13 protein-coding genes and 1 rRNA gene are annotated in these 25,189 nt (G+C 71.4%); 4 read left to right on the top strand and 10 right to left on the bottom strand.

The features are described 5' to 3' along the window. Nucleotides 1-103, top strand: a 5S ribosomal RNA gene (gene rrf, locus D7Y21_RS28995); the annotation flags it as partial. A gap of 111 nt (nucleotides 104-214) precedes the next feature. Here rrf and D7Y21_RS28990 read toward each other — a convergent pair. After that, a complete protein-coding gene (locus D7Y21_RS28990) occupies nucleotides 215-1,072 on the bottom strand; it encodes a hypothetical protein (RefSeq protein WP_121717016.1) in 858 nt (285 codons plus the stop codon). A 127-nt stretch (nucleotides 1,073-1,199) separates the two neighbouring features. Here D7Y21_RS28990 and D7Y21_RS28985 point away from each other — a divergent pair, with 127 nt between their 5' ends. Then, nucleotides 1,200-1,784: a hypothetical protein gene (locus D7Y21_RS28985; RefSeq protein ID WP_233612316.1), complete on the top strand. Its 585-nt coding sequence runs from the start codon at nucleotides 1,200-1,202 to the stop codon at nucleotides 1,782-1,784. Next, complete coding sequence (gene lnt, locus D7Y21_RS28980; RefSeq protein WP_121717012.1) at nucleotides 1,781-3,373, top strand: apolipoprotein N-acyltransferase; 1,593 nt, start codon at nucleotides 1,781-1,783, stop codon at nucleotides 3,371-3,373. Before D7Y21_RS28985 ends, lnt begins: the two co-directional genes overlap by 4 nt. Nucleotides 3,374-3,381: 8 nt before the next feature. On the opposite strand, the gene D7Y21_RS28975 is transcribed toward lnt, so the two are convergent. The 4 genes from D7Y21_RS28975 to D7Y21_RS28960 form a co-directional block, all read right to left on the bottom strand. Continuing rightward, nucleotides 3,382-4,266: a bifunctional 2-polyprenyl-6-hydroxyphenol methylase/3-demethylubiquinol 3-O-methyltransferase UbiG gene (locus D7Y21_RS28975; RefSeq protein WP_158627374.1), complete on the bottom strand. Its 885-nt coding sequence runs from the start codon at nucleotides 4,264-4,266 to the stop codon at nucleotides 3,382-3,384. A 62-nt stretch (nucleotides 4,267-4,328) separates the two neighbouring features. Continuing rightward, on the bottom strand, nucleotides 4,329-5,534 hold the full coding sequence (locus tag D7Y21_RS28970) for a multidrug effflux MFS transporter (protein ID WP_120565499.1): 1,206 nt from the start codon (nucleotides 5,532-5,534) through the stop codon (nucleotides 4,329-4,331). Then, complete coding sequence (locus D7Y21_RS28965; RefSeq protein WP_121717008.1) at nucleotides 5,531-6,145, bottom strand: TetR/AcrR family transcriptional regulator; 615 nt, start codon at nucleotides 6,143-6,145, stop codon at nucleotides 5,531-5,533. Before D7Y21_RS28965 ends, D7Y21_RS28970 begins: the two co-directional genes overlap by 4 nt. A gap of 100 nt (nucleotides 6,146-6,245) precedes the next feature. Continuing rightward, nucleotides 6,246-7,769: a GMC oxidoreductase gene (locus D7Y21_RS28960; protein WP_121717006.1), complete on the bottom strand. Its 1,524-nt coding sequence runs from the start codon at nucleotides 7,767-7,769 to the stop codon at nucleotides 6,246-6,248. A 172-nt stretch (nucleotides 7,770-7,941) separates the two neighbouring features. On the opposite strand from D7Y21_RS28960, the gene D7Y21_RS28955 reads away from it, so the two are divergent. Next, on the top strand, nucleotides 7,942-8,922 hold the full coding sequence (locus tag D7Y21_RS28955) for an alpha/beta hydrolase (RefSeq protein WP_121717004.1): 981 nt from the start codon (nucleotides 7,942-7,944) through the stop codon (nucleotides 8,920-8,922). 7 nt (nucleotides 8,923-8,929) lie between these two features. On the opposite strand, the gene D7Y21_RS28950 is transcribed toward D7Y21_RS28955, so the two are convergent. The 5 genes from D7Y21_RS28950 to D7Y21_RS28930 form a co-directional block, all read right to left on the bottom strand. Next, entirely contained in the window at nucleotides 8,930-10,375 is a 1,446-nt protein-coding gene (locus tag D7Y21_RS28950) for a reverse transcriptase family protein (protein WP_121717002.1), read from the bottom strand. Nucleotides 10,376-10,774: 399 nt separating this feature from the next. Beyond that, entirely contained in the window at nucleotides 10,775-12,634 is a 1,860-nt protein-coding gene (locus D7Y21_RS28945; protein WP_121717000.1) for an SWIM zinc finger family protein, read from the bottom strand. After that, nucleotides 12,631-19,164, bottom strand: coding sequence for a HEAT repeat domain-containing protein (locus D7Y21_RS28940; protein WP_121716998.1), 6,534 nt, complete (start codon nucleotides 19,162-19,164; stop codon nucleotides 12,631-12,633). Before D7Y21_RS28940 ends, D7Y21_RS28945 begins: the two co-directional genes overlap by 4 nt. 12 nt (nucleotides 19,165-19,176) lie before the next feature. Further along, on the bottom strand, nucleotides 19,177-21,903 hold the full coding sequence (locus D7Y21_RS28935; protein WP_121716996.1) for a hypothetical protein: 2,727 nt from the start codon (nucleotides 21,901-21,903) through the stop codon (nucleotides 19,177-19,179). Between the two features lie 51 nt (nucleotides 21,904-21,954). Then, nucleotides 21,955-25,189 (bottom strand): carboxypeptidase regulatory-like domain-containing protein (locus tag D7Y21_RS28930; RefSeq protein ID WP_121716993.1); only part of this gene is annotated, 3,235 nt, incomplete at its 5' end.

The following is a 25,189-nucleotide window of genomic DNA, read 5'->3' as shown; positions in this document are numbered from 1 at the left end:
CGGAGGGGTCACACCCGTTCCCATCCCGAACACGGAAGTTAAGCCCTCCAGAGCCGATGGTACTCCGCGGGAAACCGCGTGGGAGAGTAGGTCGCTGCCGGATTCTTTTTGAAAGCCCCTGACGCCGAAAGGCGCCAGGGGCTTTGTCTTTGCGGGCTTTCGCTCCGCTCGGCTTGCGCGTGGATCCGCGCTCGCCGGTGTTTGTCTTTGCGGCTCAGCCCAGCAGGCGCACCGCGAGAAAGACTGGCAGGGCCACGTAATAGAGCGCCCGGCAGGTCCACTCCGCGCCGATGCGTACGTTGCGTGCCCACCGTGGGCCCAGCCACGCGGCGCCGAAGCAAAGCGCTTCAGCGAAGGCCCTCCAGAAACAGCCAAACAACAGCAGGGCCAGGAACACTGGCAACCAGGTGCGCGCGAAGGACGTGACGTATGCCGTCCATCCGTACATCTGGAGCTCTCCGAACGGACCTCCGAAGGAGATGTACTGGTGCGCTCGGAAGAAGATGCCGGCGAGCACTCCGGGCACCAGGCCGTACTTCAGAGCCTGGTCGTACCATCGCCTGCGCCACTTCTCGCTCCGCGCTTGGGCGTACCTCACCCGCGGATCGTTTCGTGCCTCTCCCAGCGTCCCCATCGCCTCGAGCAGGGGCATGGGGGCCTGTACTTCCAGGCCGTAGTCGAATGCTCGCCCCGTGCGCAGCCGCAGAGTCAGGCCTGGGCCTGGAATGGGCAGACGCCACGGGCGGATGGATTCCAGTGCTTCGAAGGGAATCTCGAAGTGCGCTCCCCCTGACTGGGTGAGCACCAGGCCTTCCGGCCCGACCGTGACCGTGGCCCGCGTTCCCAGCTGCAGCAGGTGCAGCGCGATGAGCGGCAGCACTCCACCCACTGCGAGTCCCGTCGCCAATGGACCGGGTGCCAGCGTCTGGGTGCCCGCGAGCACGTCCTTGAACAGCAGCGCGGTGAAGAAGCAGAGCGTGCCCAGCACCGTTGAGTGCAGGAGCGCTCCCAGGGCGCGCAGACGGGGTGTGAAGGCGTGGACAGGGAAGGGGCCGGACGCGTCGACGGTCATGGGAGGGGCATGGCCGCGCGCGCATTGCCTCGATGCGCGCGGCTTCCGTAGCATACGCACCCCGGAGGCCCCTCAAAACATGCGTTCCCCGCAGCCTGGTCCTGAGCGTCGCACGGATTCCGATGGCGTGACGCGGGTGACGCCCTCGCGCGAGTCCCCAGGCGGTGTGGGCTCCTGGCTCATCGGTGGTGCCGTTGTCATCACCGGCCTGTGCGTGGCGCTTTGCCTCTGGTGGCTCTCCCGCCCTGTGCCTGTCGAGGACCTGCCCCCCATCGTGGTGGCCGAGCGTCCCGCTCCGGTGGCTCCCTCCCTGGAACCCGCGCGCCCTTCCGTGCGCCCTGCTGTCGCGCGTGTCGCCGCGCCCATGCCCGCGGAGGACCCTGCTCCCATGCCTGTCGATGACCCTCCGCCTCCTCCCGAGGGCAAGAGCGGGACGGCCCTGTACCAGCGCGGCACCAAGCCCCTGAAGCGGGGGCTCGTGGTGCCCGACGACTTCGAGCTGCCCCCTGGCTACATGCGCCACTACCAGGCGACGGATAATGGGCAGCCGCTCGCGGCCATCCTGATGTTCCATCCGGACTTCACGCCCAAGGATGCCAACGGGCAGCCCATCCCCATCCCCGAGAACCGTGTGGTGCCCGAGGAGCTGGCTCCCCCCGGCATGCCTCACCGGCTGCTGGAGATTCCTGTCGAGGACGAGGACTCGCAGTGACGTCCGTGAAGGGGTGGGCCGGGGCGCTCCTGGGCGTCGCGGCGACCACCGTGCTGTTCGCGGCGGTTGGACAGCTGCGACCCGGTTGGGTGTGGCTGGGCGTGGTGGCCATGGCGCCCTGGCTCGCGGCCTTGGACGGGGTTCGTTCCGCTCGCGGTGCCGTGGGGCTGGGCGTGCTGCTGTCGGTGACGTTCACCGCTGCGGTGTTTGGCTGGTTCCCGGGCGCCATCGCGGCGTACTCGCGTGCGCCGATGTGGCTGTGCTGGGGCGTGTTCCTGCTCATCGCGCCCGTGTTGGAGCTCCAGTTCATCACCGCAGCGTGGGTGCGGTGGTACGCGCGCCGGCGGGTGGCGGAGGTGCCGCGCCTGGCTTGGGTGCCTCCCGTGCTCACCGCGCTCGTGTATGTGGGCACCGAGTGGTTCACGCCCAAGCTGTTCGCCGAGACGCTGGGCCACGCCCTCTATGCTTCGGAGACGCTGCGCCAGGGCGCGGACGTGGCTGGTGCTCCGGGGCTCACGCTGGGCCTGCTGCTCATCAACGAGTGTGTCGTCTCGGTCGCGCAGGGGCTGGCCTCTCGGCGGGGCTTGCGGCTCAGGCCGGTGGTCCTCGCGGTCGCGCTGGCGGTGGTGGGGTGGGGCTACGGATGGGTGCGACTGGGGCAGGTGTGCTCGGTGGTGCACTCGGCTCCTTCGCTGGTGGTGGGCGCGGTGCAGGCGAACATCACCAACATCGAGAAGCTGGCCGCGGAGCAGGGCACCTACGAGGTCGTTCGCAACATCCTGGATACGCATTACGCGATGTCGGATGCGCTGTTGCGCTCGGGGCCGTTGGACCTGCTGGTGTGGCCGGAGACGGTGTATCCGACGACGTTCGGCACTCCGAAGAGCGAGGACGGCGGCGCGCTGGATGATGAGCTCCGCTCTTGGGTGGCGGAGCGTGGTGTCCCGCTGGTGTTCGGCACCTACGACCTGGACGGCGACCGCGAGTTCAACGCCGCCATGTTCCTGGGGCCCTCCGCGACGGGCGAGCTGGCGCAGGCCGCCTACCGGAAGACGATGCTGTTCCCGCTCACGGAGTGGGTTCCGGATGCGGTGGACACGCCTGCCCTGCGCGCGATGCTTCCGTGGACCGGTCGCTGGAAGCGTGGCCCGGGGCCACGGTTGGTGGACTTCCGGTTGAACGGCGGCCGTGTGCTCAAGGTCGCTCCGCTCATCTGCTACGAGGCCCTCTTTCCCAACTACGTCGCGGCGGAGGTGCGCCAGGGGGCGGACCTGATTCTCACGCTGTCGAATGACTCGTGGTTCTCCGGCACCCCTGCGCCCCGGCTGCACCTGATGCATGCGGCGTTTCGCAGCATCGAGACGCGCACGGCTCAGGTGCGGGTGACGAACTCAGGCATCTCCGCGTTCATCGACCCCGCGGGGACCTGGACCTCCGAGTTGGAGGACAACCAGCGCGCTGGCACCGTGATGCGTGTGCCGGCGGCGGATCGGTTGAGCTCGCTCGCGGGGGCCTGGGGGGACTGGTTGGGGCCCGTGACGCTTGTGCTGGCCGTGGTGCTGGGGGTGTGGATTCGCCGCTCTGTGTGACGCCGCGCTCAGGCGGCTTCGGCGTGTGGAGCGGGGAGCTGTGCGTCCGCCCTGGGCTTCTGGGCGATGACCTGGATCTCCCTGCGCATGTGCGTCAGCCGGCAGACCTGGACCCAGGCCCAGAGGAAGGCGAAGCGGGCGTACTCGTAGGGGGTTCGCAGGCCCTTCGCCAGCCTGCTCCGGAAGATGTCCTTGCCTGCCTTCACTGGCTGCATTCCGGCCCTGGCGCAGGCATCCGCGAGGTTGTGCTCGTAGAAGTAGACGTGGTGCTGCCAACCTCGCCGGTCCGGCCGGAAGGAGCGGCCCTTCCGGGGCATCACGATGATCTTGTAGTAGGCCGCGTCCGGCACGATGACGAAGGCCACGCCTCCTGGCCTCAATACGCGCTGGATTTCTCGCAGCCCGTCCATGGGCTGATCCACGTGCTCCAGCGTGTGCTTCAACGTGATGATGTCGAAGGACGCGTCCGGGAACGGCAGCTGTGTCAGCGAGCCGTATTCAGCGGTGTAGCCTCGTTCGCGGCAGAGGTTCACCGAGAACTGGGAGTAGTCCAGCCCCGTGGCCTTCAACCCTGCTCGCTGTGCTGCTTCCAGCACGTAGCCCGCGGAGCACCCCACATCCAGCAGGTCCTTCGCGTGCGGCGCGTACTCCAGGCACACCAGCACCTGCCGCAGGCACTTGCGCACCCGGTGGTCCCAGCGGCTCAGGTACTTCGCCCGGTTGTGCTTGAAGTACTTCTCCTCGTAGCCCTCGCCCAGTCCTGGCTTCTGCTCTCGCTTGTAGATGAGCCCACAACCCGTGCAACGGCCGTAGCTCAGCTCTTGGAACGCGACGACCGGTCGGGAACCGGTTTCATTGCAGACAGGACAAGCGGAGTAGAAGGGTGCGAGCATTTCGCACCGCACCATCGGGCTTCGCGTTCCGGAGTGTCAATCCCACCCGCCGGGCCCTTGGCTCAGTGCGCGGGGGCCCGCTTCGCCAGCCTCAGCGCTCCCAGGGCGAGCAGGGCGGCGATGGCGACACCCAGAGCCATGGGCCTCGCGGTGCCGTTGTGGCTTGCGCTCACCGTCGCGGAGGCTCCGGCTGCCAGCATGAACTGCAGCGCTCCCAGCACCGCCGACGCGATGCCTGCCTGCTTCGCGTGCTGCTCCATCGCCAGGGCTGTCGCGTTGGGGGTGATGGCTCCCAGGGTGGAGACGAACACGAACAGCGACAGCGCGATGCCCCACAGCCCTCCGAAGCCTGTCGATGCCACCGTCACCAGGACCACCCCCGCCAGCGCGGCGATGCGCACCGCCTGCTTCAACACCCGCTCCGGCGAGGAGCGCGCCAGCAGCCAGTGATTGAGCTGCGACACCGCCACCAGCCCCGCCGCGTTCGCTCCGAAGAACCAGCCGAAGTGCTCCGGCTTCACGCCGTGCAGGGTGATGAACACGAAGGGCGAACCGCCGATGTACGCGAACATCCCTGCCTGCGCGAGCGCCGCCGCCAGAGCGGGCCCCAGGAAGTCTGGCGCCTTCGTGATGCTCCACATGGCTTGGAAGGGTTTGGACGGGGTAGCTCCGCTCCTCGGGGGCGCTGTCTCCGGCAGGATGGCGAATGCAGCTCCCAGCGCGATGAGCCCGATGACCGCGTGGCTTCCGAAGATGGCTCGCCAGCCCGCGGCTCGCAGCACCCAGCCGCCCAGCAGCGGGGCCAGGATGGGTGCCAGGCCCATCACCAAGACCAGGCGCGACATCATCCTCGCCGCCGCTGCTCCCGAGTGCAGGTCCCTTACGACGGCCCTCGAGGTCACCATGCCCACCGAGCCACCCAATGCCTGCACGAACCGGCACGCCGCCAATACATCCGCCGACGGCGCGGTCGCGCAGCCGATGGAGCCCAGCACGTAGAGCGCCAGGCCCACGTAGAGCGGCTTCGTGCGGCCGAAGCGGTCGCTCACCGGGCCGGCGAAGAGCTGCCCCACCGCGAGCCCCGCGAAGAACGCCGCCAGCGTGCGCTCCACCTCTCCCGCGGTTGCTCGCAGCGACTCGCCGATGGCGGGGAACGCCGGCAGGTACATGTCGATGGACAGCGGCCCGAAGCCGATGAGCGCCCCCAGGAGGATGATCAACCCTGCCCCCTCCGTGGAGCGGGACAGCTTGGGCGTGGCGGTCGTCATCTGGTGGTCCTCTTCCGGACTCTTGTCGGCGCTTCTTTCGGCGTCATCAGCACCCGGATGAGCTGGCGCAGGATGGCTTCGTCATCGCCGGGGGCGTAGGTGGAGCCGCCCACGTGGGCGTTGAAGCAGCGGGCCTCCAGTGCTCCACAGAGTGCTTCCGCCGCGACCCGGGGCTGGGCCAGGTCCACCCGTCCGGATCGCTTCGCCCGGGTGAGCCACTTCGTTAGCCCCTCCCTGAGCGCGACAGGGGGCGGTGTCTCCAGGTGCAGGGCCCTCGCGCCACCCAGCGCCGAGTAGTGCAGCACGAACAACCAGGGCACCAACTGGCGCAGGAAGTCCCGGTGGTGCAGAAGCGCTTCCAGGAGCTGGTCCTCGATGGACGCGGTGTCTTTCGGTCCTGGCTCCAGCAGCACCAGCGCGGTGGGCGGCACGGGGCGGAGGGCTCGCGACATCAGCGCCTCCTTGGTTCCCACCCGGTGCAACAGCGCCGCCTGCGAGATGCCCAGCCGCTTCGCGATGTCCTGCAGCGGCGCCGATGGACCCTGCGCCAGGAACACGGCTCGGGCCGCTTCATTGATTTGCAGGTCGGTGACGCGTGGGGGACGGGACATGGCGCGAAGGGTTAGTTACTGACTGGTAGGTAATAAATTCGCGCCAGTCGTGCAAGGGGCCCGTTTTTTGCGGGCCCCTCGCGTCGGCTTCCGAGGGAAATCAGATGCGGCCGGCCTTGAGCTCGCCCACCAGGTGGGCGCAGGCGCGGACGGTGAGCGCCATCATCGTCAGGGTGGGGTTCTGCGGGCCCTGCGAGGGGAAGCAGGAGCCGTCCGTGACGTAGAGGTTGGGCACGTCCCAGCTCTGGTTGAACGGGTTGAGCACGGACGTCTTCGAGTCCTTGCCCATGCGCGCGGTGCCCACCTCGTGGATGGCCATGCCCGGATCGGAGAGCTGCTTGTTGACCTTCTCCACCGTGCAGCCCGACTCCTCCAACATCTCCAGGCAGGAGGTGACCGCGTCCTCCGTCATCTTCAGGTCGTTGTCCGAGTGCCGGCACTCGATGTGCGCCGCCGGAATGCCCCAGCGGTCCTTCACCGTGGCGCTCAACGTGACGCGGTTCTCCGCGCGCGGGACCATCTCCCCGAAGGGCACCATGTGCATCTGGTCGTCGAAGGTGAAGACCTGCACGCCGTAGCCTCGCGCGAAGTCCGGGTGGCGCTCGGAGACGTTGCGGAACTGGGGGATGTACGCCCAGCCGTGCTCCTTCTGATGGAGGTGCGCGGGCAGGTTCATCCGCGCCTCGATGCCTCGCAGGTACATGTGGTCCATCAGGTGCTTGCCCACGAGCCCCGAGCTGTTCGCCAGACCGTCCGGGAACGCCCGGTTACGCGAGTGCAACAGCAACCGCGTGGATTCAATGGTGCCCGCGGCCACCACCACCACCTTCGCGCGCACCTCCTCGGAGGTGCCGGAGTTCGCGTCGATGAAGGACACCCCCGTCACCCGGCCCGTGTTCGGGTCGTGCAGGATGTGGCTGGCGATGGCGTGCGAGCGCAGCGTCATCCGCCCCGTCTTCAGCGCCGCCGGCAGTGTCACCGGCGCGTTCGCGGTCCGCCGGGCGACGACGTGGCGGTCGGGCCAGCGGGCCTTCACCTTCTCGCGCAGGCGGACCTCGCCGGGGGACAGCGGCGCGGGGCCCTCGAAGACGGAGTCCGGGAGCGTGTCCACGCCGTCCGAGTTGCCTCGCAGGCCCATCCACCGCTCCACGATTTCGTAGGACGGCGCCAGGTCCGAGTGCGACAGCGGCCAGTCCGGGCTCAACCCGTCCAGGCTGCCCGCGTGGAAGTTGAAGTCAGACAGCCGGTAGAACTGGCGGCCGTGAGCCTTCACGCTGGTTCGCCCGCCCACCTGCCGTGCGCGGATCCATGCGAACGGCGCGTCGGCCGGCGTGGTGTAGGGATTGTCCACGTCATCCACGAAGGCGTGCGGATGGAACGGCCACGCGAAGCTCGTGGCCTGGATGGACTGGCGCGACTTGCGGGATGCGTCCGATTCGATGCGGTAGCCCAGCTTCTGCTTCACGCGGTGCATCAGGTGGAGCGCCCGGTCCGCGTTCGCGCCGCGGCCCGCCTCCAACACCAGCACCTGGAGCCCGGCCTCCGTCAGCTGCTTGGCCGCCCATCCACCGCAGGCTCCCGAACCCACCACCACCGCGTCATAGACCGTCTTCGATGTCGTCATGCCTGCTCACCCGGACGGTCAGTCTGCCGCCGCTGCTAAAGTTCGCCTAAACTGTAAGCCAGGGACCTTTTGGTGCCTATAGGGTCTAGATGTCTGGCGGGGGCCAACACAAGCCTGGGGCGGCGACTTCCGCCCTGGAGTGCGGGTCGCTTGCTGTCGGAGAGGTGCGGGCATGGCTGGGTTGTTGAAGCGGATTCGGTGGGGGCGGGTGCTGGGCGTGTTGGTGTTGCCGTTGCTGCTGGTGGCGCTGGCGTTGGGCGGCCGCGCGGCGTGGCGCTCCGAGCAGTACTTCCACTATCCGAGGCCGGCCGCGGTGCTGCCCGCGGACTTCGGCTCCGCGCGCGAGGTGACGCTGCGCACGGACGATGGGGTGGAGCTTCGCGGCTGGTACGTGCCTTCGCGAAACAAGGCGGCGTGGGTGCTGGCACATGGCCTGTCGCAGACACGCATGGACCTGCTGCCGGAGGCCCGTGTGCTGCGCGATGCGGGCTATGGCGTGCTGCTGTTCGACTTGCGCGCGCATGGGCAGAGCGGGGGGGAGACGTCCACCTGGGGTGACAAGGAGCGCCAGGACGTGCGCGCGGCGCTTGCCTATGTGCGGGCCCAGCCGGAGGTGGATCCGGCTCGCGTGGGGGTGCTGGGGTTCTCCATCGGCTCCGCGGCGGTGGCGGAGGTGGCGGCGAAGGACCCGCAGGTCGCGGCGGTGGTGCTGCTGTCCCCGTTCAACACGCTGTGGCTGGCGGCGGCGTATGACTTCCGCCGCTTCGGTGTGGTGACACAGACGGGGGCGCTGGTGCCGTTCTGGCGGCGGGGGATTGCCTTGGATGAGGTGCGGACCATCGACGCGGTGGACCACATCAAGCCCCGGCCCCTGTTCATCGTCGCGGGGTCGGAGGAGTCCGGGCAGCCGCTGCTGGATGAGCTGTTCGCGCACGTCGCGCCGTATGCGCAGACGTGGCGCATCCCCGGCGCTTCGCATGGCAACTTCGCGGCGACCGCGCCCACGGAGTATCCGCGCCGGCTGCGGGAGTTCGCGGACTCGGCGTTGAAGCCCGTGGAGACTCCCTCGGTGGAGAAGCCCGTGGCTCCAGCCGTGGAGAAGAAGGCTCCGGCGAAGAAGCCTTCACGGCGGACGAAGGCGGGAGCCCGCTAGTTCCGCGCTACGCCTGGGCGGGCTTGGCGACTTCGAGCTTCGCGAGCTGATCCAGGTACATGCGGCCCTTCTCCGGGTCCGTCATGTAGATGAACGCCGCCATGCCCTTGAGCTGGTCGAGCGATTCGCCCTCGCGGCCCGGCTTGCCCTTCAGGCGGTTGTGGATGGCCGCGCGCAGGCGGCGCACCACGTCGCGGGGGACTCGGGCGGCGGGCGTGCCTTCCTTGGTCTCGTTGATCACGAGCCCCGTGACGCGCTGACGGCTGCCCCTGCGGGCGACCCGCGTCTTGTCCGGGTGGACCGTGAAGCCTTCCGCCTCCACCACGTCCTTCACCCGCGCGAGCAGCACCGCCACCGGTGCTCCCTGCGCGCGGCGGGCCTTGGGCGCCTTCGCCTTCGTCCAGGAGAAGGTCAGGTCGTCCGCGTAGCGCGTGTACGTGAAGCCCAGCTTGCGCGACAGCGCCGACAGCCGCTTGTCCAGGCGCAGGCACAGCGCGTTGGTGATGCCCGGTGAGGTGGGCGCGCCCTGTGGGAGGGCTCGCGGCCCCTTCGCCACGTGCAGCGTCTTGCCTCGGAAGGACATGCGCTCGCGCGGCGCTTCCGTGGACATCAGCGCCAGCAGCGTGGACGTGTTCTCTGGCAGGCCGCCCTTGCGCAGCAGGCCCTTCACCCGGCGCCAGTTCACCGAGGGGAAGAAGTCCTTCAGGTCCACCTTCACCAGCACGTCCGCGCCCCGGTGCGCCAGCGCGTTGGTGAGGATGGAGCGCCCCGCCACGAAGCCGTGCGCCGCGCCGTGCACCGGCAGCCGCTCCACGACGTTGGAGAGCACCCAGCGCTGAGCTTCCTTCAGCTCCGGCTTGGGCGACGTGATGGTGCGCTCGCCGCCCGTGCGCTTGGGGATGCTCCACGTCACGTAGTTGGAGCCCGTGTCCACGTCGCGGTGGAACGCGAAGCCGCGCAGCTTGGACACGCTCAGGCCCAGCGCCTTGGCCAGGTCCTCCGCGTTGTTCAGTGTGGGCAGGCCGTTCTGGCGCGCGCGCTCCTCGCGGTGCTCCAGGTCGAACTTGTCCGGCAGGCCGGCTTCGTTCCAGTGGATGCCCACGCCCAGGTGGTTCACGTGCGTGGCCTTCCACGCCTCGTGGGCCTGGCGCTCCATCGCGCGGCGCTCCACCGCTTCGGCCTTCTTCTTCTCCTTCCAGGCCGTCTTCTCCTTCTCCTTCAGCGAGGAGAAGTCCACCTCGTCCGCGAGCGCGCCCTTCGATACGAGCTGCGCCTGCACCCATTCATCGGTGCCGCCGGCCTCGGTGATGGCCTTCCAGCGCGTGATGAGGGCGTCGTGCGCGGCCTTCGCGGCCTCGCGCTTCGCGACGGTGTTGGGGGAGGCAGCGGGCGTGACTTCAGGAGCAGCCTGCGGCGGGGCGGCGGGGACGAACGACTCCAGCTTGGCGGTCATCGAGTTACCTTCGACGGGCGCGGCGGCTCAGGGAGGGGCGACGGAGACGAATTCGAGCGGTCGAGGGAGGCCAGGAAGGCACCACCAGCTCACCTGGGGCACGGTAGCCTCACCGGCTCTCCCCTCCCGAGCACTACCGTCGGGGTGGGAAAACGGCGGCTGCGTCGTTGGTTCCGCTTCCCGCCCCGACGGTAGTGCTCGGGAGGGAGAGAGCCAAGAACAGGCTACCTTGCGGAGAGTGTCCAGCATTTCAACCAGAACGGCGCAACGCCGTTCCTACGCTCGAGGCGTTAAGGCTGATGCGGTCCAGACCTCTCTCGACCACTCGCTATTCGGTTTTCGTCCGGCGCCACCATCCTTCCGGCCGCCCCGTCGGCGGCCGGGCCGTTGAGTGAGTGTTTACACCAGAGTCGAGGCCGCGTCGATGTAGCCGTCCGCGGTCAATTTCTCCAAACGGCTGAAGTACGCCGTCCGGGCTTCCGTGTCCGTGTCGAACCAGAGTCGCTGGTGGCGCGAATCGCCCAGTCGGGGACCCCACGTGAGGGCCACCACCTTGCCGTCCAGCGACACGCGATACACCTGCTCCAGTCCCGTGGCCGGGTCGCGGCGCACGTACGCGCGCGTCTCCGCGCGGATGAGCTTGCGGCCCTCCGGCGTCTGACGGAGCGCTTCTTCCTCGGCGCGGCGGCGGGCGTACGCCAGACGCAGCGCGAGCATGTGTTCGCAGGGGCCTTCGCGCAGACCGGAGCGGCGGAAGTGCGGGCAGCCGCAGCCCGCGTCCTTCACGCGGCCCTCCAGGTCCATGGTGAAGCTGGGGAAGAAGCTGCGCACCGCCTCGCGGTCCACGACTTCGCCCTGGATGCGCGTGCCTTCGCCGACCAGGTCGTGCACCTGCGTGAGCTTTACCTCGCCCGAGCCCGGGCCGCCGTCGCCGAGCAGGCGGTGGGCGCGCGCTTCACGCTCGTTGCCGTAGCGCAGCGCGGCCTCGTCCACCGGGGTGGGCATGAGCTCGCGCGGGCGGTAGGCGCCGCGGGACACGTCGAAGAGGACGCGGCCTCGCAGGCATTCGAGTTGGAGCGCGGCGCGCACCTGGTCCTTCGGTGCTCCCGCGTCCTTCGCCAGCACTTCGAAGGCGAGGGGACCGTCCTTGCGCAGGCGGTTGCGCAGCTGCTCCGCCAGACCTTCCGGCACGTCGCGCGGCATCAGCGCGTCGAAGGCGGCGGCGCTGGACCAGCCGCTCTCCGTCCAGCCGGTGAGCCCCAGCGTCAGCGTGGCCGCGCCCAGGTCGATGACCCAGAACACCGGCAGGCCCGGACCCAAGAGCTGCACGTGCACGCTCTTCGCGTGGGGCAACAGGCGCGCGAGCGCGGCGAGTCGCTGACGGCCGAAGGTGCGCACCACCGCGGGCGCGCTGCCCGTGTACACGCCGCCGTGGCACTCCAGCACCTGCTCCCAGGGCTCCAGCACCAGCCGGGGCGGAGCGCCGGGGACCAGTTCGAAGCGCAGCGCGCGGGGCGCCTTCTTGGAGCGGCGGGTGCGCAGCGCGAAGAGCAGGTTGTACAGGTCGATGGGCGCGATGGAGCAGGTGGTGGCCGGCAGCGTCGCGGCGGACTGCACCTGGAGGAAGCCTCGCAGCCACGCGTGCGGCACTTCCACCGTGCGCGGGGCTCGGGGCTCCGTGGCGGGGGCGGCCTTCGCGGTGGGGGCGACGTGGGCCTCCAGCACCACCGGGGCGTAGGCGCGCAGGCGGTCCAGCCGGGCGGGCAGGTCCTGCGGCACATCCAGGAACGTGGAACCGTGCGCGGCCTGTCGCTTGTCGAAGAGGCTGTTGTCGAAGGCGAGGCGCGCGTAGGCGCTCTCGTCGCGGGAGAAGACCTCCAGCGAGACCTGATCCGGATCCACCGTGAGGACAGGGTCCAGGACGGCGTCCTTCTTCTCCTCACCCTCCAGCGCGTTGTCGAGGAAGGCCTTCTGCGCTTCCCAGATTTGCGCGCTGGCGCGCTTGCCCTGCTTCATCAGGTACGCGAGGTACGCGGTGCGGTCGCGGCCCCGGTAGCGCAGGTCGCTGGAGAGCACCGCGAAGGCGGCGGCCAGCGCGTCGCGGAAGAGGGTGGGGTCCTTCACCTGTCCACTGACGCCCACGGTGCCTCGCGAGCCCTCCAGGGCCAGCTGCACGCGCGAGGCGTCCGGCGTGACGACCACGTCGCTCTGCGCGGAGTAGCTCAGCGCGACGGGATGACGTGCGGTTGCGGTGCTCACGACGGTTGACCTTCCTTCCGGGCGCGCTCAGCGGCCCGGCGTGCACGTTTGTGGGCGCGGTAGGCCGCCTTGCGCAGCTCCACCGACTGCGACTTGTCGAACGCCGCCGTCTTCAGCAGCGCCGCGGCTTCGTCTCCGCCCAGGCGTCCCAGCGCGGCCCAGCCATCCTGCCGAACCTCCGGCTTCGCGTCGGCGGCCACGGACTTGAGCGGCTCCAGGTCCTTCTTCGCCAGCAGCGCGGGGACCGCGAGCCGGCGGCCTTCGCTGGCCGTGAGCGCGGACGTGGCCACCTTCGCGCCCGTGGGGCCCAGGGCCACCGGGTCGAAGGGCTTCACCTCCAGCGCCCAGGCCGAGGACTGCTCCGGCACCAGCGTGGCGAGCACCGACGCGGCGGCGGCGCGCACGGCGGCGTCCGGGTCACCCAGCGCGGTGCGCAGGGCCTGCGCCTCGCTCGTGGCCTTCAGCCGTCCCAGCACGCGCGCCGCTTCCTGGCGCACGGCGGCGGGGGCCTGGGCCTCACCCTTGCGGAGGATTTCGGCGGACGTCGCGACCAGCTCCTTCGCGCCCAGCCGTGAACCCGCCCAGAGCAGGCGCTCCCAGGCGGCGGCCAGCGGCTCCTTCTTCGGAGGCTGCGCGGTGGTCCAGGCGGTGGCGGTGCGCCGTTCCGCGGCCACCAGCGCGCGGGTCAGCCCGGCCGTGTCCACGGCGCCTGCATCGCGTGCGTCACCCGTCCAGGTGCCCACGAGCCGCGCGGCCTCTTCGCGGGCCTCCGGCTTGTCGTGGCCGAACAGGGCGATGACCTCCGGCACGGGCATCGCGCCCCGGCGGGCAAGGCCGCGACGCAGACGGAGGCGCAGCTCCACGTTGTCCAGCGTGGCCAGGCGGGGCACGAGCAGCGCCGGGTCGCCTTCGCTCGCGAGGTAGGTGGCGGCGGGCTCGGAGATGTCCTCGTGCTCGCTCTGCACCGCGAGGAACTCCACCCGCGTGCGCTCCTTGGGGAAGAGGACATCCAGCGCCTTGCGCGCGGCGGCGCGGAGGTCGTCGTCCTCCTCGTTCAGCGCTGCGGCGAGGGCGGCTTCGGCGGCCGGGTCTCCGAACTTCCCGAGCTCCTCCGCCACCGTGCGGCGCACGTCGTCGTCCGTCTCGCCGTCGGCGAGCAGCGCCTCCAGCTTCACCCGGGCGCGCTCTCCACCGATGGCGCGCAGACCGCGCACGCCGGCTTCCTGGCGCTGGAAGGCGGCGCCGTCCGTGGCCGCGGCTTCTACCTTCTCCTCGATGCGGCGGCGGTCCTCGCCATCCGGCATCCGGTTCGCCAGACGGCCGAGTGCCTCGATGGCGGCGAAGACCATGTCCTCTTCGGCCGGGGCGTCCGGCGTGCCTCCGCCCGCGACCGTCTCCAGCTCGGAGAGGGCTCGCACGTCGCCCAGGGTGCCCAGGGCGAGCAGGGCCCGGCCTCGCTCGTGCGGCTCTCCGGCGCGCGCGTACAGCAGCAGGGGACGCAGGGCGCTGGCGCGGCGCTGGTGCGCGACGCCTTCCGCCGCGGGCAGCATCAGCTCGCGGGCTCCGGCGCGGAGGATCTCCTCCAGCGGCTCCACCGCCGCGCCCTCTTCCACCACGCGCTTCGAGTAGTGCTCCACGGCCGCCGCGCGCACCGTGACGTCGCGGTCGTTGAAGAGCTGGACGAGCAGCGCGTCCTGGCCCTCGCTCTTGCCGTGCTCCAGCTCGCGGGCGGCGGCCTTGCGGACCTCCGGGTCCTGGCTCTTCACCGCCACGCGCAGGAAGCGCACCGCGAGCGCCGCGTCGCGCTTCTTCAGCTCGCGCTCGTGCTCCTTCAGCTTCTCCTGCTCCGGCGGCCAGGTGAGCTGCATCGCCGCCGTCACGCAGGCGAGGCGCACGGACGGGGCCTCGTCCTCCACGCTCTGGCGCGCGAGCACGTCCAGCGCGTCCGCGCGGTGGGTGCGACCCAACGCGGCCACCAGCTTCGTGCGCTCCGGAATCTCCGTGGCCACCGTCAGGCGCGCGGCCAGCGCGGCCACGGCGGCGGAGGTCCCCAGTCGCGCCAGGGCCTCCTGTGCACGGCGGGCCACGGCCGACGTCTCCGAACGCAGGAAGGTGCCCAGCACCTCCACCGCCCGGTCGTCGCCCCGGAACGCGAGCAACTCCGCGGCGCGCAGCCGCAGGTCCTCGTGCTCGCTGCCCATCGCGCGGCCCAGGGCCTCCGTGACGCGCGGATCGTTGGCTCCCGCGAGCCGCTCAATCACGCCCACGCGCAGGTCCGCGTGCTCGCTGCCCAGCGCGGCCAGCAGCGGATCCAGGCTGCCCGGCGGGCTCAGCTTCTCCAGCAGCTCGAAGGCGGACTTGCGCACCTCCGGCAGCGGGGAGTTCAGCGCCGCGGCCACTCGCGGACGGGCCTTGTCACCGCGCTCCGCCAGCTCCTCCAGCGCGGCGCGCGCCACGTCCGGCGACAGCGAGGCCAGGGCCAGCGCCAGCGGCTCGTCGCTGCCGGCGGGGTACAGCTCCTTGAGGCCCGCGAGCGCGGCCCGGCGCACGAGTTGGTGCGGATCCTCCAGCGCGCGCAGCAGGGCAGCCACCGCGGCGGACGTGCCCGCGTAGCCTTCCTGCGTGAGCTTCACCACGCGGTCCACGGCGTCGCGGCGGACGCGGTGGCCTTCCTCGTCACCCGCGGTCACCTGCCGCAGCAGGCCCACGTAGGCTCCGAAGGCGAGGCGGCGCAGGTGATGACGCTCCGCCTGCGTCGCGTTCTGCGGCGTACCGGTGCCCGCGCCATCCGTCGGCTTCACCGCGGAGAAGAGGCGGCGCAGCCAGCTCTTGCCCGTGGCGGAGGCCGTGCCCTGCTTCTCCAGCGTGGAGGGCTGGATGACGTGCGCGGCGCCCTCGGCCGTCTCCGGCTTCCAGGGGGCCTGGAGCGAGCTGGGCCGCGCGACCTTCTGCGCCTCACGGAAGTAGTCCAGCGGCTTGTTGCGCAGCAGCAGCACCTGCGCCGCCGCGTAGCGCTGCTCCGGCTGACCGCTGGAGAGCGCCTCGGCGAGGCCAATCACGCGCTTCGCCCGCTCTTCCTCCGCGGGCCAGTCCTTCATGTCGCCGGCCTTCTCCGGACGCGGCGGCAGCAGCACCTCCACCAGGTGCGCGCGGTACGCCTCCGGCTCCGTGCGCAGCTCCAGCGCGCGGGCCGCGGCGTAGCGCACCTCCGGACGGCCGCTGGACAGCGCGCTCGTCAGCAGGTCCGGCGGTCCGCCCTCGCGGCTGGCGCGCAGGTCCCGCGCGAGCACGATGGCGAACACCATCTCCTGCACTTCGCGCGCGGAGTCCTCCAGACCGTGCAGCAGGCCGCCGTCGCCCTCGTGGCCCAGGGCCGCGAACGCGAGGATGGCGCCCAGCCGGATGGGCAGGTGCTCATGGCGCAGGTTTCCGGTGAGCACCGGCAGCGCGCGCACGTCACCCAGGCGGGCCAGACCGTCCGCCGCCCACGAACGCGCCGCCACCAGTGAGTGGCCCAGCGCATCCAGCAGCGCGCCCTCGTCGCCCCGGCGGCTGGCCGTGGCGAGACCGCGCGCGCCCTGCTCCTGGAGGTCCGACACCTCGTGGGGCAGGAGCGTGGTGGCGTAGAAGCCCAGCAGGCGCCGCGAGCCCAGCGTGGCCAGCGCGCGCGACGCGCGGACGCGCAGGGGGACGAGGATGGCGGGCGGGTACATCCGCTCCAGGTCCTTGTCCGTGATGAGCCCGCGCATGGGCTCGATGATGTCCTCCGCGCCGCGCGGGGCGAGCAGCTCCGAGGCCCGCACGCGCACCGGCAGCGCCGACGCCGCGATGCCCGCGAGCAGCGGCCCGTTCTCGTTCGGGATGAGCTTGTCCAGCGCTTCCAACGCAGCGAAGGCCACGTCCAGGTGCTCGTCCTGCACGCGCTTGAGGAGCGCGGAGCGCATGGCTTCCGCCGGGGCGTGCACGGAGGCCTTGGCGGCCTTCTCGCGCAGGGCCGGGTGCGTGGTGTTGAGCGCGGCCAGGTGCGGCTCCGCCTTCTCCTTGCCGGCCAGCTTCACCCACGCCTCGTAGGCGGCGGTGGCCACGCTCGCGTCGCGGTCCTCCACGGACTTCTTCAGCCGCTCCAGCGCCCAGTCGTCGGTGCCGCGCTGCGCGAGCACCTCCACGGCGCGGGTGCGCAGGTCCGGGAAGCGGCCCGCCAGCGCGCGGTCCAGCGCCTTCACCGGCTCCTTGTCGTTCCAGGCCCACAGCGTGCGGAAGGCCTCGCCGCGCACCTTGGCGGACTCGTCCTCCAGCGCGTCGCCCAGCAGCCCTTCCGCGCCCTCCGCCTTGGCGCCCAGCTTCACCAGCCGGTCCAGGCCGCGCACGCGCACGTCCTCGTGACCGGAGCGCAGCGCGGCCTCCGCGGCGGACAGCGGCGCGTCCGAGTCCAGCGCCACCACGGCCGCCAGCGCCGCGGCGCGCACGTCCCCGTCCGCGTCGTCCAGCATCCACACCAGCCGCTCGCGGGCGCGCGGATCCTGCAACGCCTGGAGCGCGGTGGCCGTCTCACGGCGGATGGCGGCGTCGTCCTCGCGCGACAGCTGGAGCAGCGCGCCCAGGGCGCGGCCGTCACCCAACTGCGCCAGCACGCGCGCGCCACGTACGGCCGTGTCAGGCATGCGGCACGCCATGGCGGCGAGCAGCGGCTCCAGGTCGGCTTCCGTCAGTGCGGTGCCGGCGGGCGTCTTGCCGAAGAGCTGCTCTCGCGAGGCGGCCAGCTCCGCGTCGGTGTTGAACTTCGCCTCCGCGTCTCCGGCCGCGCGCTTCGCCTGGAGGGTCAGCATGCGGGTCACTTCCCGCACCGTGCGCGCGAACTCCTCGTCCTTCGCCTCCAGCGTGGCGGCCAGCGGGCGGCGCTCCAGCACGCGCACCGCGAAGGCCACGCGGCGCACGTCCCGGTCCGCGTCGTCCAGCGCGCGCGCCACCAGCGGCTGCAGGCGCGGGTCGCCCAGCAGGCCCGCCACCGACGCGCGCAGCAGCACCTCCACCTTGAGGGCCGCGGGGCCTCGCTCAAAGGCGAGCTTCAGCGGCTCCGTGCTGCCCTTGGGCGACACGGTGGTGAGCGCGTCCAGCGCGGCGGTGCCCACCTCCGCGTTCGTGTCTGGCAGCTTGCTGGCGATGAGGCCCGGCACCAGCGGCGACGCGCTGCCCAGCTTCGACAGCAGGCGCAGACCCTGCACGCGCGTGTCCACGAAGCGCGAGTCCAGCGCCGTGCGGGGAGCCGCGAGCGGGGACTCCGTCTCCAGCTTCACCAGCGCGTCCAGCGCCGCGGCGCGCACCGTCTTGTCGTCGTCGTTGAGGCGCTCGCGCAGCTTCGGGCGCGCGGCGGTGCGGCCGTGGTTGCCCAGCTCCGTGGCCGCCAGCCGGCGCGCCACGATGTCCTTGTCCGAGGACAGCACGCCCAGGACGAAGTCCAGCGCCTCCGGCTCCAGGAGGGCCACCGCCTCCTTCACCGCGGCCTCGCGGCGGGGGAGGGCGGCCTTCAGCGCCTCGTTGAAGACGTCGAAGCCGTGGCCGAACGCCGTCGTCTCGTCCGTGGGCTTGCCGTCCGTGCCCAGCGTGATGCGCGTGACGCGGCGGTCCTCGCCGGCCACGAAGAGGTAGCCCAGCAGTTGCTTCGCCTGGCGCGGGTTCGCCGGGGGCGCGAAGGCCACCGCGTTCAGGGCCTTGCTGCCCAGCTCGAAGGTGCGCGGCTTGCGGCGCTCGTCCAGCCGCCAGACCTTCAGCTTGCCGTCGCTGCCCACGGACGCGATGCGCTCCGCCGGGTCCTGGCCCGCTTCCGCCGGCGGCGTGGGCGGGAACACCAGCCCCAGCACGGAGCCCGCGTGGCCGCTGTCCTTGTCGCCGCGGACCTCGAACTCCACCGCGCCGACCAGGTAGCCGATGCGCAGCTTGCCGTCGTCACCCGCGGAGACGAGCCGCCCGTCGCGCGGCGTGAAGGCCAGCGCCCGCACCGCGCCCTCGTGGCCCGGCATGTCCCGGCGCGCGCCCGTCGCCACCGTGAACGAGCGCACCACGCTGTCATCACCCGCGCAGGCCACGTACGTGTGCGTGGGGTCCACCGCCACCGCGCGCAGCGGCTGCGAGGACGCGCTCCACTCCTTCAGCTTCTTCGTGCTGTCCCAGTCCCACGCGCGCACGAAGCCGTCCGCGCCGGCCGTGTAGAGCACCTTGCCGTCGGGGCTCGCCGCCACCGCGGTGCAGCCTCCGGGATGCGCGTTGTGGAGCTGGAACTTCACGGTGCCGTCGGCGAGCGACCCGAAGCGCACGGTGCCGTCCGCGCCCGCCGCGGCGAACTGCTCGCCGGACAGCGCCACGCCCAGCACGTGCGCGGGCAGGGGGCTGGTCCACAGGACCTTGTTGGTCGCCGGGTCGTACGCGGTGAGGCGGCTGTCGGCGGCGGCGCGGGTGCCGCCCACGATGAGCAGGCGCGCATTGGCCGCCAGCGCACGGACCTTCTCGATGTTGCCGATGGAGAGGTTGGCCATGGTGTCGTTGTCCTAGATGCCGCCGAGCTGCACGCCCGGGTGTGCCGCACGCAGTTGCACCAGCGAGGCCAGGCAGCTCTGCCACTCGCCCTTCGCCACGGAGCCGGTGAACTCGCCCAGCACGGGCGCCACCACGCGGGCGAAGCTCTCGTCTTCCAGACCCAGGTCGCGCACCAGCTCCACCACGCGGCGCTTGGCCACGCTCGCGGACAGCCGGCGCTGCACGTCGCCTTCACGCGCTTCCTTCGCGCGCCCGGGCGGCAGGCCGAACATCATGCGCCGCAGGAACGTGCGCAGTGCCTCCACGTCGCTGAAGCGCGTGGTGCCACCCGCCTCGCGCTCGTCCTTGCCTCCGCCCGCCGGCTTCCAGCCCTCCGGCAGGTGCAGCGGACGGTGCTTCTCCCAGAGCAGGCGCACCGCGAACAGGCCCACCTCGCGGTCCGCGCTCTGCATCAGGCCGGACAGCCGCTCCGCGCCACCCAGCCGCGCGTAGTGCCGGCGGATGAGCTCCACGGCCACTTCGCGCGTGCTGCGTTTGGTGGACTCCGTGAGCGCGAACACCTTGCCCGCGTCCAGCTCTTCCGGCTGGAGCGTGTGGCGCGCGTCCGCGCCCGGCTCGCCCGCGTTGAGCAGGGCGTCATAGGCCAGGTTGCGGATCTCCTTCGCGTCCGAGTCCGCCAGCTCGTACACGCGCGTCTGGTAGCCCCACGCGCGCAGCTCCGAGCGGGCGATGGTCAGCGCGAAGCGGCGCACGTCGTCGCGCTCATCGAAGAGGGCCGGCCACAGCCGCTCCGCCGTGTACGCCTTGCGCGGCGCGCGGGGGCGCAGTTCGTAGGACTTGGACTCCGGCTGCTCCGGCCCGATGCCCGGGTGGTGGCAGCGCAGGTACATCTGCGCGAACGCACGCACCGGCGGCGGCTGCTTCGCGCCCAGCGCCAGGTCGAACAGGCGCTCCAGGCCCGCGTCCGCGTCGCCCGTGTCGCTGAAGTCCGCGGGCACCACGTTCGCCAGCAGGTAGCGGTGCGCGAAGTCGTGCAGCTGCGGGTCGGCCCGACGCGCCAGCGCCAGCAGCCAGGGCACCGTGAGCTGCCGCGCGGTGAAGAGCTTGCGGTTGCCCAGCAGCTCCAGCGCCGTGCCGCGGAACTTGCCGTTGAAGACGAGCGCCTTCACGCGCTCCACGTCCAGGCCCGGCAGGCTGTCCGCGCGGGTGAGCCACTGCGCCGCCTGACGGCCCAGGCGCGGGTGCGCCACCAGGTCCAGCAGCCACTCCGGCCCGATGTCCGCCGGCTTGTAGGTGGACAGGGCCTTCATCGCCAGGTCCTCCACGCCGCGCTGCCGCGACGAGCGCTTCGCCTCCGTCAGCGTCACCTTCCAGAAGTCCGCCGGCATCTCCCCGGCCGCGTACTTCCTGGCGACGTAGTTATTCGCCCAGTTGCGCTGCTCCGGCATGCCCCAGAGCAGCTCGCGCAGGAAGTCGTGAGTGAGCTCCGCGCGGTCGAAGGACTGCTCCAGCGACTTCGCCGCGAACGCCGCGGTGGGGGTGGACAAGAGCAGCCGGCCCAGCAGAGGCAGCCCCAGGTCGCGCGGCTTGTGCTTCTCCAGGGCGGCGGCGGCGAACTTCTGCACGTCGTCCTCGCCCTTCTCCACCAGGTCCGCCAGCCGGTCCGCGGCCAGATCCTGCGCGTGGCCGCGCGCGTACTCGATGGCGTAGGCGCGGGCCTTGTTGCTGGGGGAGAAGAGCAGCGCGAGCACCGCCTCATGCAGCCCGGCCGCGCGCAGCTTGCCCTGGTGGAAGTCCGGCGAGCCCTGGAGCGTCTCCACCAGGAAGTCGTGCGCGCTGCCCAGCGGACGGCGCGCCAGGCGGTCCAGCCACGCGGGCGTCACCTTGCGCAGCGCCTCCGGGAAGTCCTTGCGCAGGCCCTGGATGGCGAACTTCGCGGCGGGGTCCGACTGGCACGTGTCCAACAGGCGCATCAGCGCGTCCGGCGAGCGCTTCCACGCGTCCGGGTACATGCGCTGCTTCACCATGTCGTTGGGCGGCTGGATGGCGAAGCGCGACGCGGAGTAGCCCTTGCTGTTGTGCGCCCAGATGTGGTGCGCCACCCAGCACTGCGACCACGTCGTCTCCAGGTCGTAGTGCCGCAGCACCTCCACCGCGAACTGCGGGTAGAGCTCCGGCACGGCCGCGCCCAGGTGGCGCAGGAACCGCCACGCGCGGCGCTGGAGGTAGGTGAGGGTGCCGCCGCTGACTTCGCGGTGACGGCGACCGCCGCGCTCGGTGTCGAAGCGCCAGGCCAGCGCGCCGAACATCTCCGCGTCGTGGCGCGCCTCCGCCAGCTTGTAGATGCGCTTGAGGCCCGCCCACAGGCCGAACTTCAGCGGCGCTTCCTTCACCAGCGTGATGAGGGCGGCGCGCGCGGGCTCGGTGTTCTTCTCGTAGAGGGACACCAGCAGGTCCGCGAGCAGCAGGCGCGGCGGCAGCGGCACGTCCTTCTGCGCGAGGAAGCGCTGCCACGCCTCATGCGAGCCCTTGCGGCGGCCCGGCTTGTCGTCGCTCGCGCGCGCCTGCTCCAAGAGCTGCTTCAGCGCGTCGAAGGACAGCGCGCCCTGCGGCAGCGGCGTGTCCGACGTGCGGTCCGGCTGGTCGAGGAAGGCCAGCACGGACTCGGCCAGGTCTGGTGCCTCCGCCCTGGCCAGACGTTCGAGGTCTGCTGCGCTCAGCGCGTCACTCGGGGTCATACGCGGGGTTTAACACAGCTCCCCTGGACCGCGAGGCATGTCGGACCCGCCTCACCACGGAAGCGCGGGCACCTCCACCTCCTGCGTGTCGCCGGTGCCCACCGTCACGTCCTCGCGGAACGAGAGCCAGCGTCCCTCACGTTCTCGCAACACGAGAAGCGTGTAGGGCCCGGGAGGGAGGCGGGCCCAGACATCCCTGCGCGACAGCTCCGGAATGAGCGCCTGTTCTCGCAGCCACTGCACCTCCTTGGATGCGGCCGACTCCGAGGGGGCCGGGACTCGGCCGGGGATGAGGTAGGGCGTGCCCGACTGCCCGCGCTCGCCCCAGCGCAGCCTCAGCGTGGTGCCCTTCGTCGTCACCGGGAGGTCCAGCCGGGTGACGCGTTGCGGCTCGACGTGCACGAGGCGGGGAATGACGGTCAGGGGTGACATGCCCGCGAGCTTCACCAGGTAGTCGCCCGGGTCCAGGTCGCGGAACTGGGTCACGCCGTGGTGCGCCATGGCGATGAGCTGCGCTTCCGGGTCCGCCTTGGGGATGGCCGTCAATGGCGTGCTGACAGGCCGGCCCTGTTCGTCCCGCACCGAGACCTCCAGGCGGGTGGCGGAGGGGAGACGCAATTCGAGCGTGTCCTCGTTGGGGCCCACCCTGCGCTCGAGGGACGCGTGCGTCGCTTCCTGCACGGTGAGCACATAGGGCCGCGATTCCACGGCGGGCAGCTGGAAGGTGCCGTCCAGGCCGGTGATGACGTCCGCGAAGGATTCGGCGTGCTCCGCGTTGCGGACGTCTTCCGCCGGCAGCGCCAGGGAGACGGACACGCCGGCCAGCGGGGTTCCAGTGGCGTCGTCCACCACGCGGCCCTTGATGACGTGGCCCGTGTCCACGCGCACCGTGCCCAGGTCCACGTCGCGGCCTTCGGGGACGTCCACGTCGCGCTGGGTGAGGGCGTGGCCCGGTATCTCAAAGGTGAGGTGCTGGGGGCCGGGCTCGTCCACGAAGACGGTGAAGGCGCCCTTCGGGTCGCGCACCGTCTCTTCGTTCACGGTGAAGCGGGTGATGGGCGTGCCGTCCTTCCTCGCCAGCCGGCCGGTGATGCGGCCCTGGAAGGCCAGGGTGATACGCACCTCCATGTTCCCCGCGCGGGCGGTGATCTTGGGGCCCTCCCTCTCCTCCAGCCACCGCTGGATGCGGTCGTGGAACGGTTCGTCGGAATCATCTTCGCCCGGCCCGAAGTCGGGTTCGTCCTCGGCGTCGCGCTTTCCGGGCGGCTTGGGCAGCGCGTAGCCCGGCTTCACCGCCGTCAGCTCGTAGTCCCAGTCGCGCGCCAGCGGCTCCAGGACGAAGCGGCCGTCCGGGCCCGTCTTGGCGGAGAGGGGGGAGTACGAGCGGCCGTTGCTGGCCTCGTCCTCCTTCGCGGTGGCGTCCACGGTGACGTCCGCCAGGGGCCGGCCCTCCGCGTCCACGACGATGCCGCCCACGCGTCCGTCCAGGTCCAGGCGCAGCGCCAGCTCCACGGTCTCCGAGCCGCGCAGCACCACGCGGTCGGGCATGAGGCGCTCGTAGCCGCCCGCGGTGGTCCGCATCCACACGGTATAGGTGCCGGGAGGCAGGCCCTTGATGTCGAAGCGGCCGTCCTCGCCCGAGGTCGCCGCGAAGGTCATGCGTACGATGTCGATCTTGTCGTCGTCGTCTTCCGGGGCTTCGCGGGGCTCGTCGTCCTCGCGGGCGCCGGGCGAGGGCTCCGGCTCCTGCTTCACCAGGGAGACGTCCACCTCGTTGACGGGCGTGCCGCGCGAGTTCGTCACGGTGCCGCGCACGGTGGCGCCCGCGTCCAGGGTGAGCTTCAGGTCGGAGGTGGGGGCGCGGACCTGGAGCTTGCGCGGCAGGTAGCCGTCGGCCTCGACGGTGAGGGTGCCGGAGAGGGGCTGGTCCACCTTGATGGCGAAGTGGCCCTCCGCGTTGGAGGTGGCGTCGAAGGTCAGGGGTGCCTCGCGGGGCGGGTGCATCACGATGAGCGAGCGCGCGTACACGGGCGGAGGCGCGCCAGCCGGGCGCTTCCGGGCCGGTGGATGCAGCGACAGGGAGGCGTCCGCCACCGGCTGGCCCGCGGCGTCGGTGATGATTCCCTCCACGAGGAGCGCGGGGGAGAGGACGAAGTCCAGCGCGGGTCCGCCCGCGGCGACGGTGCGGACCGCGGTGAGGTCCAGCAGCCGGTCCGCCACCACCTGGAAGGTGTAGCCGCGGGCCTGGAGGGGGCCCAGGCGGATGCGGCCGTCCGCGTCGGTTCGGCCGAGCGGCTGGAAGAAGGGGGTGACGGCGTATTTGGCGATCTCACTCGGAAGGTTGGCGCTCACCTCCGCCTGGGCCACGGGTTTGCCGGCGGTGTCGCGCACGGTGGCTTCGACGAAGAAGGTCGTGCCCAGGCGCAGCGTCACCTGGACCTCGCGCGGGTCTTCCGGGAGCGTCACCGGTTCGCGCGCCAGGAGGCCGCCCTGCTCCGCCTCCAGGGTGTATTCGCCGGGGGACAGGCCGTCGAAGGTGAAGCGCCCCCGGGCGTCGGTGGTGGTGACGCGATCGCCGTCGACCTCCGTGACGGTGGCGCCTGCGACGGGCTGCTCGCCGTCCACCACCGTGCCCACGATGCGCCGGGGGGAGAAGAGCACCACGTCCTCGGGCAGGGGGCCCACGGCCACCTCCTGCATCCACGCGGTGATGCGTCCCTGTTGGGCGGCGAGGAGGCCATAGGTGTCCTCGGGCAGGGGGCCCAGGGAGAAGCGGCCGTCCGCGCCGGTCCGGGTGTCGAAGAATCGCGCCGTGCCTGTGTGCAGCAGGGTGACCTGGACGTTGGAGAGCGGGGCGCCGTCCTCGTCCACCACACGGCCGGTGAGCGGCTGGCTGACTTCGAGCTCCAGCGTCACGTCCTGCGTGCCGGAGGCGACATCCTCCAGGAGGCCCGCGCCCTGCGAGCCCAGGGCCCAGAGGGTGACCGTCCCCTGGGGCAGGCCCTCCAGGGTGAAGGTGCCGTCCTGGGCGGAGGTGGTGCGCGACAGGACGAAGGCACCGCCCCGGTGGGTCTCCACCAGCTCCTGGACCCAGAGGTTGGCGGTGGTGGAGGCGCATTCCTCCGAGGCCAGGGAGACGTCGGGCTGGTTCGTGTCACACGGCAGCTCCGTCAGGGTCTCTCCGGGCAGGGGGACGGAGGCGGAGACCTCGATGCCGGCGACGGGCCGCCCCTGGAGGTCGACGACGCGGCCCTGGACCTGGAGGGCGCCCTGGGGCGGTGGGGGC

Origin of the sequence: Corallococcus sp. AB045 (genome assembly GCF_003668895.1) — a bacterium.
GTDB classification, from domain to species: Bacteria; Myxococcota; Myxococcia; order Myxococcales; family Myxococcaceae; genus Corallococcus; species Corallococcus coralloides.
Note: the sequence above shows the minus strand (reverse complement) of the source record. Positions and strands in the feature narration are given on the sequence as shown.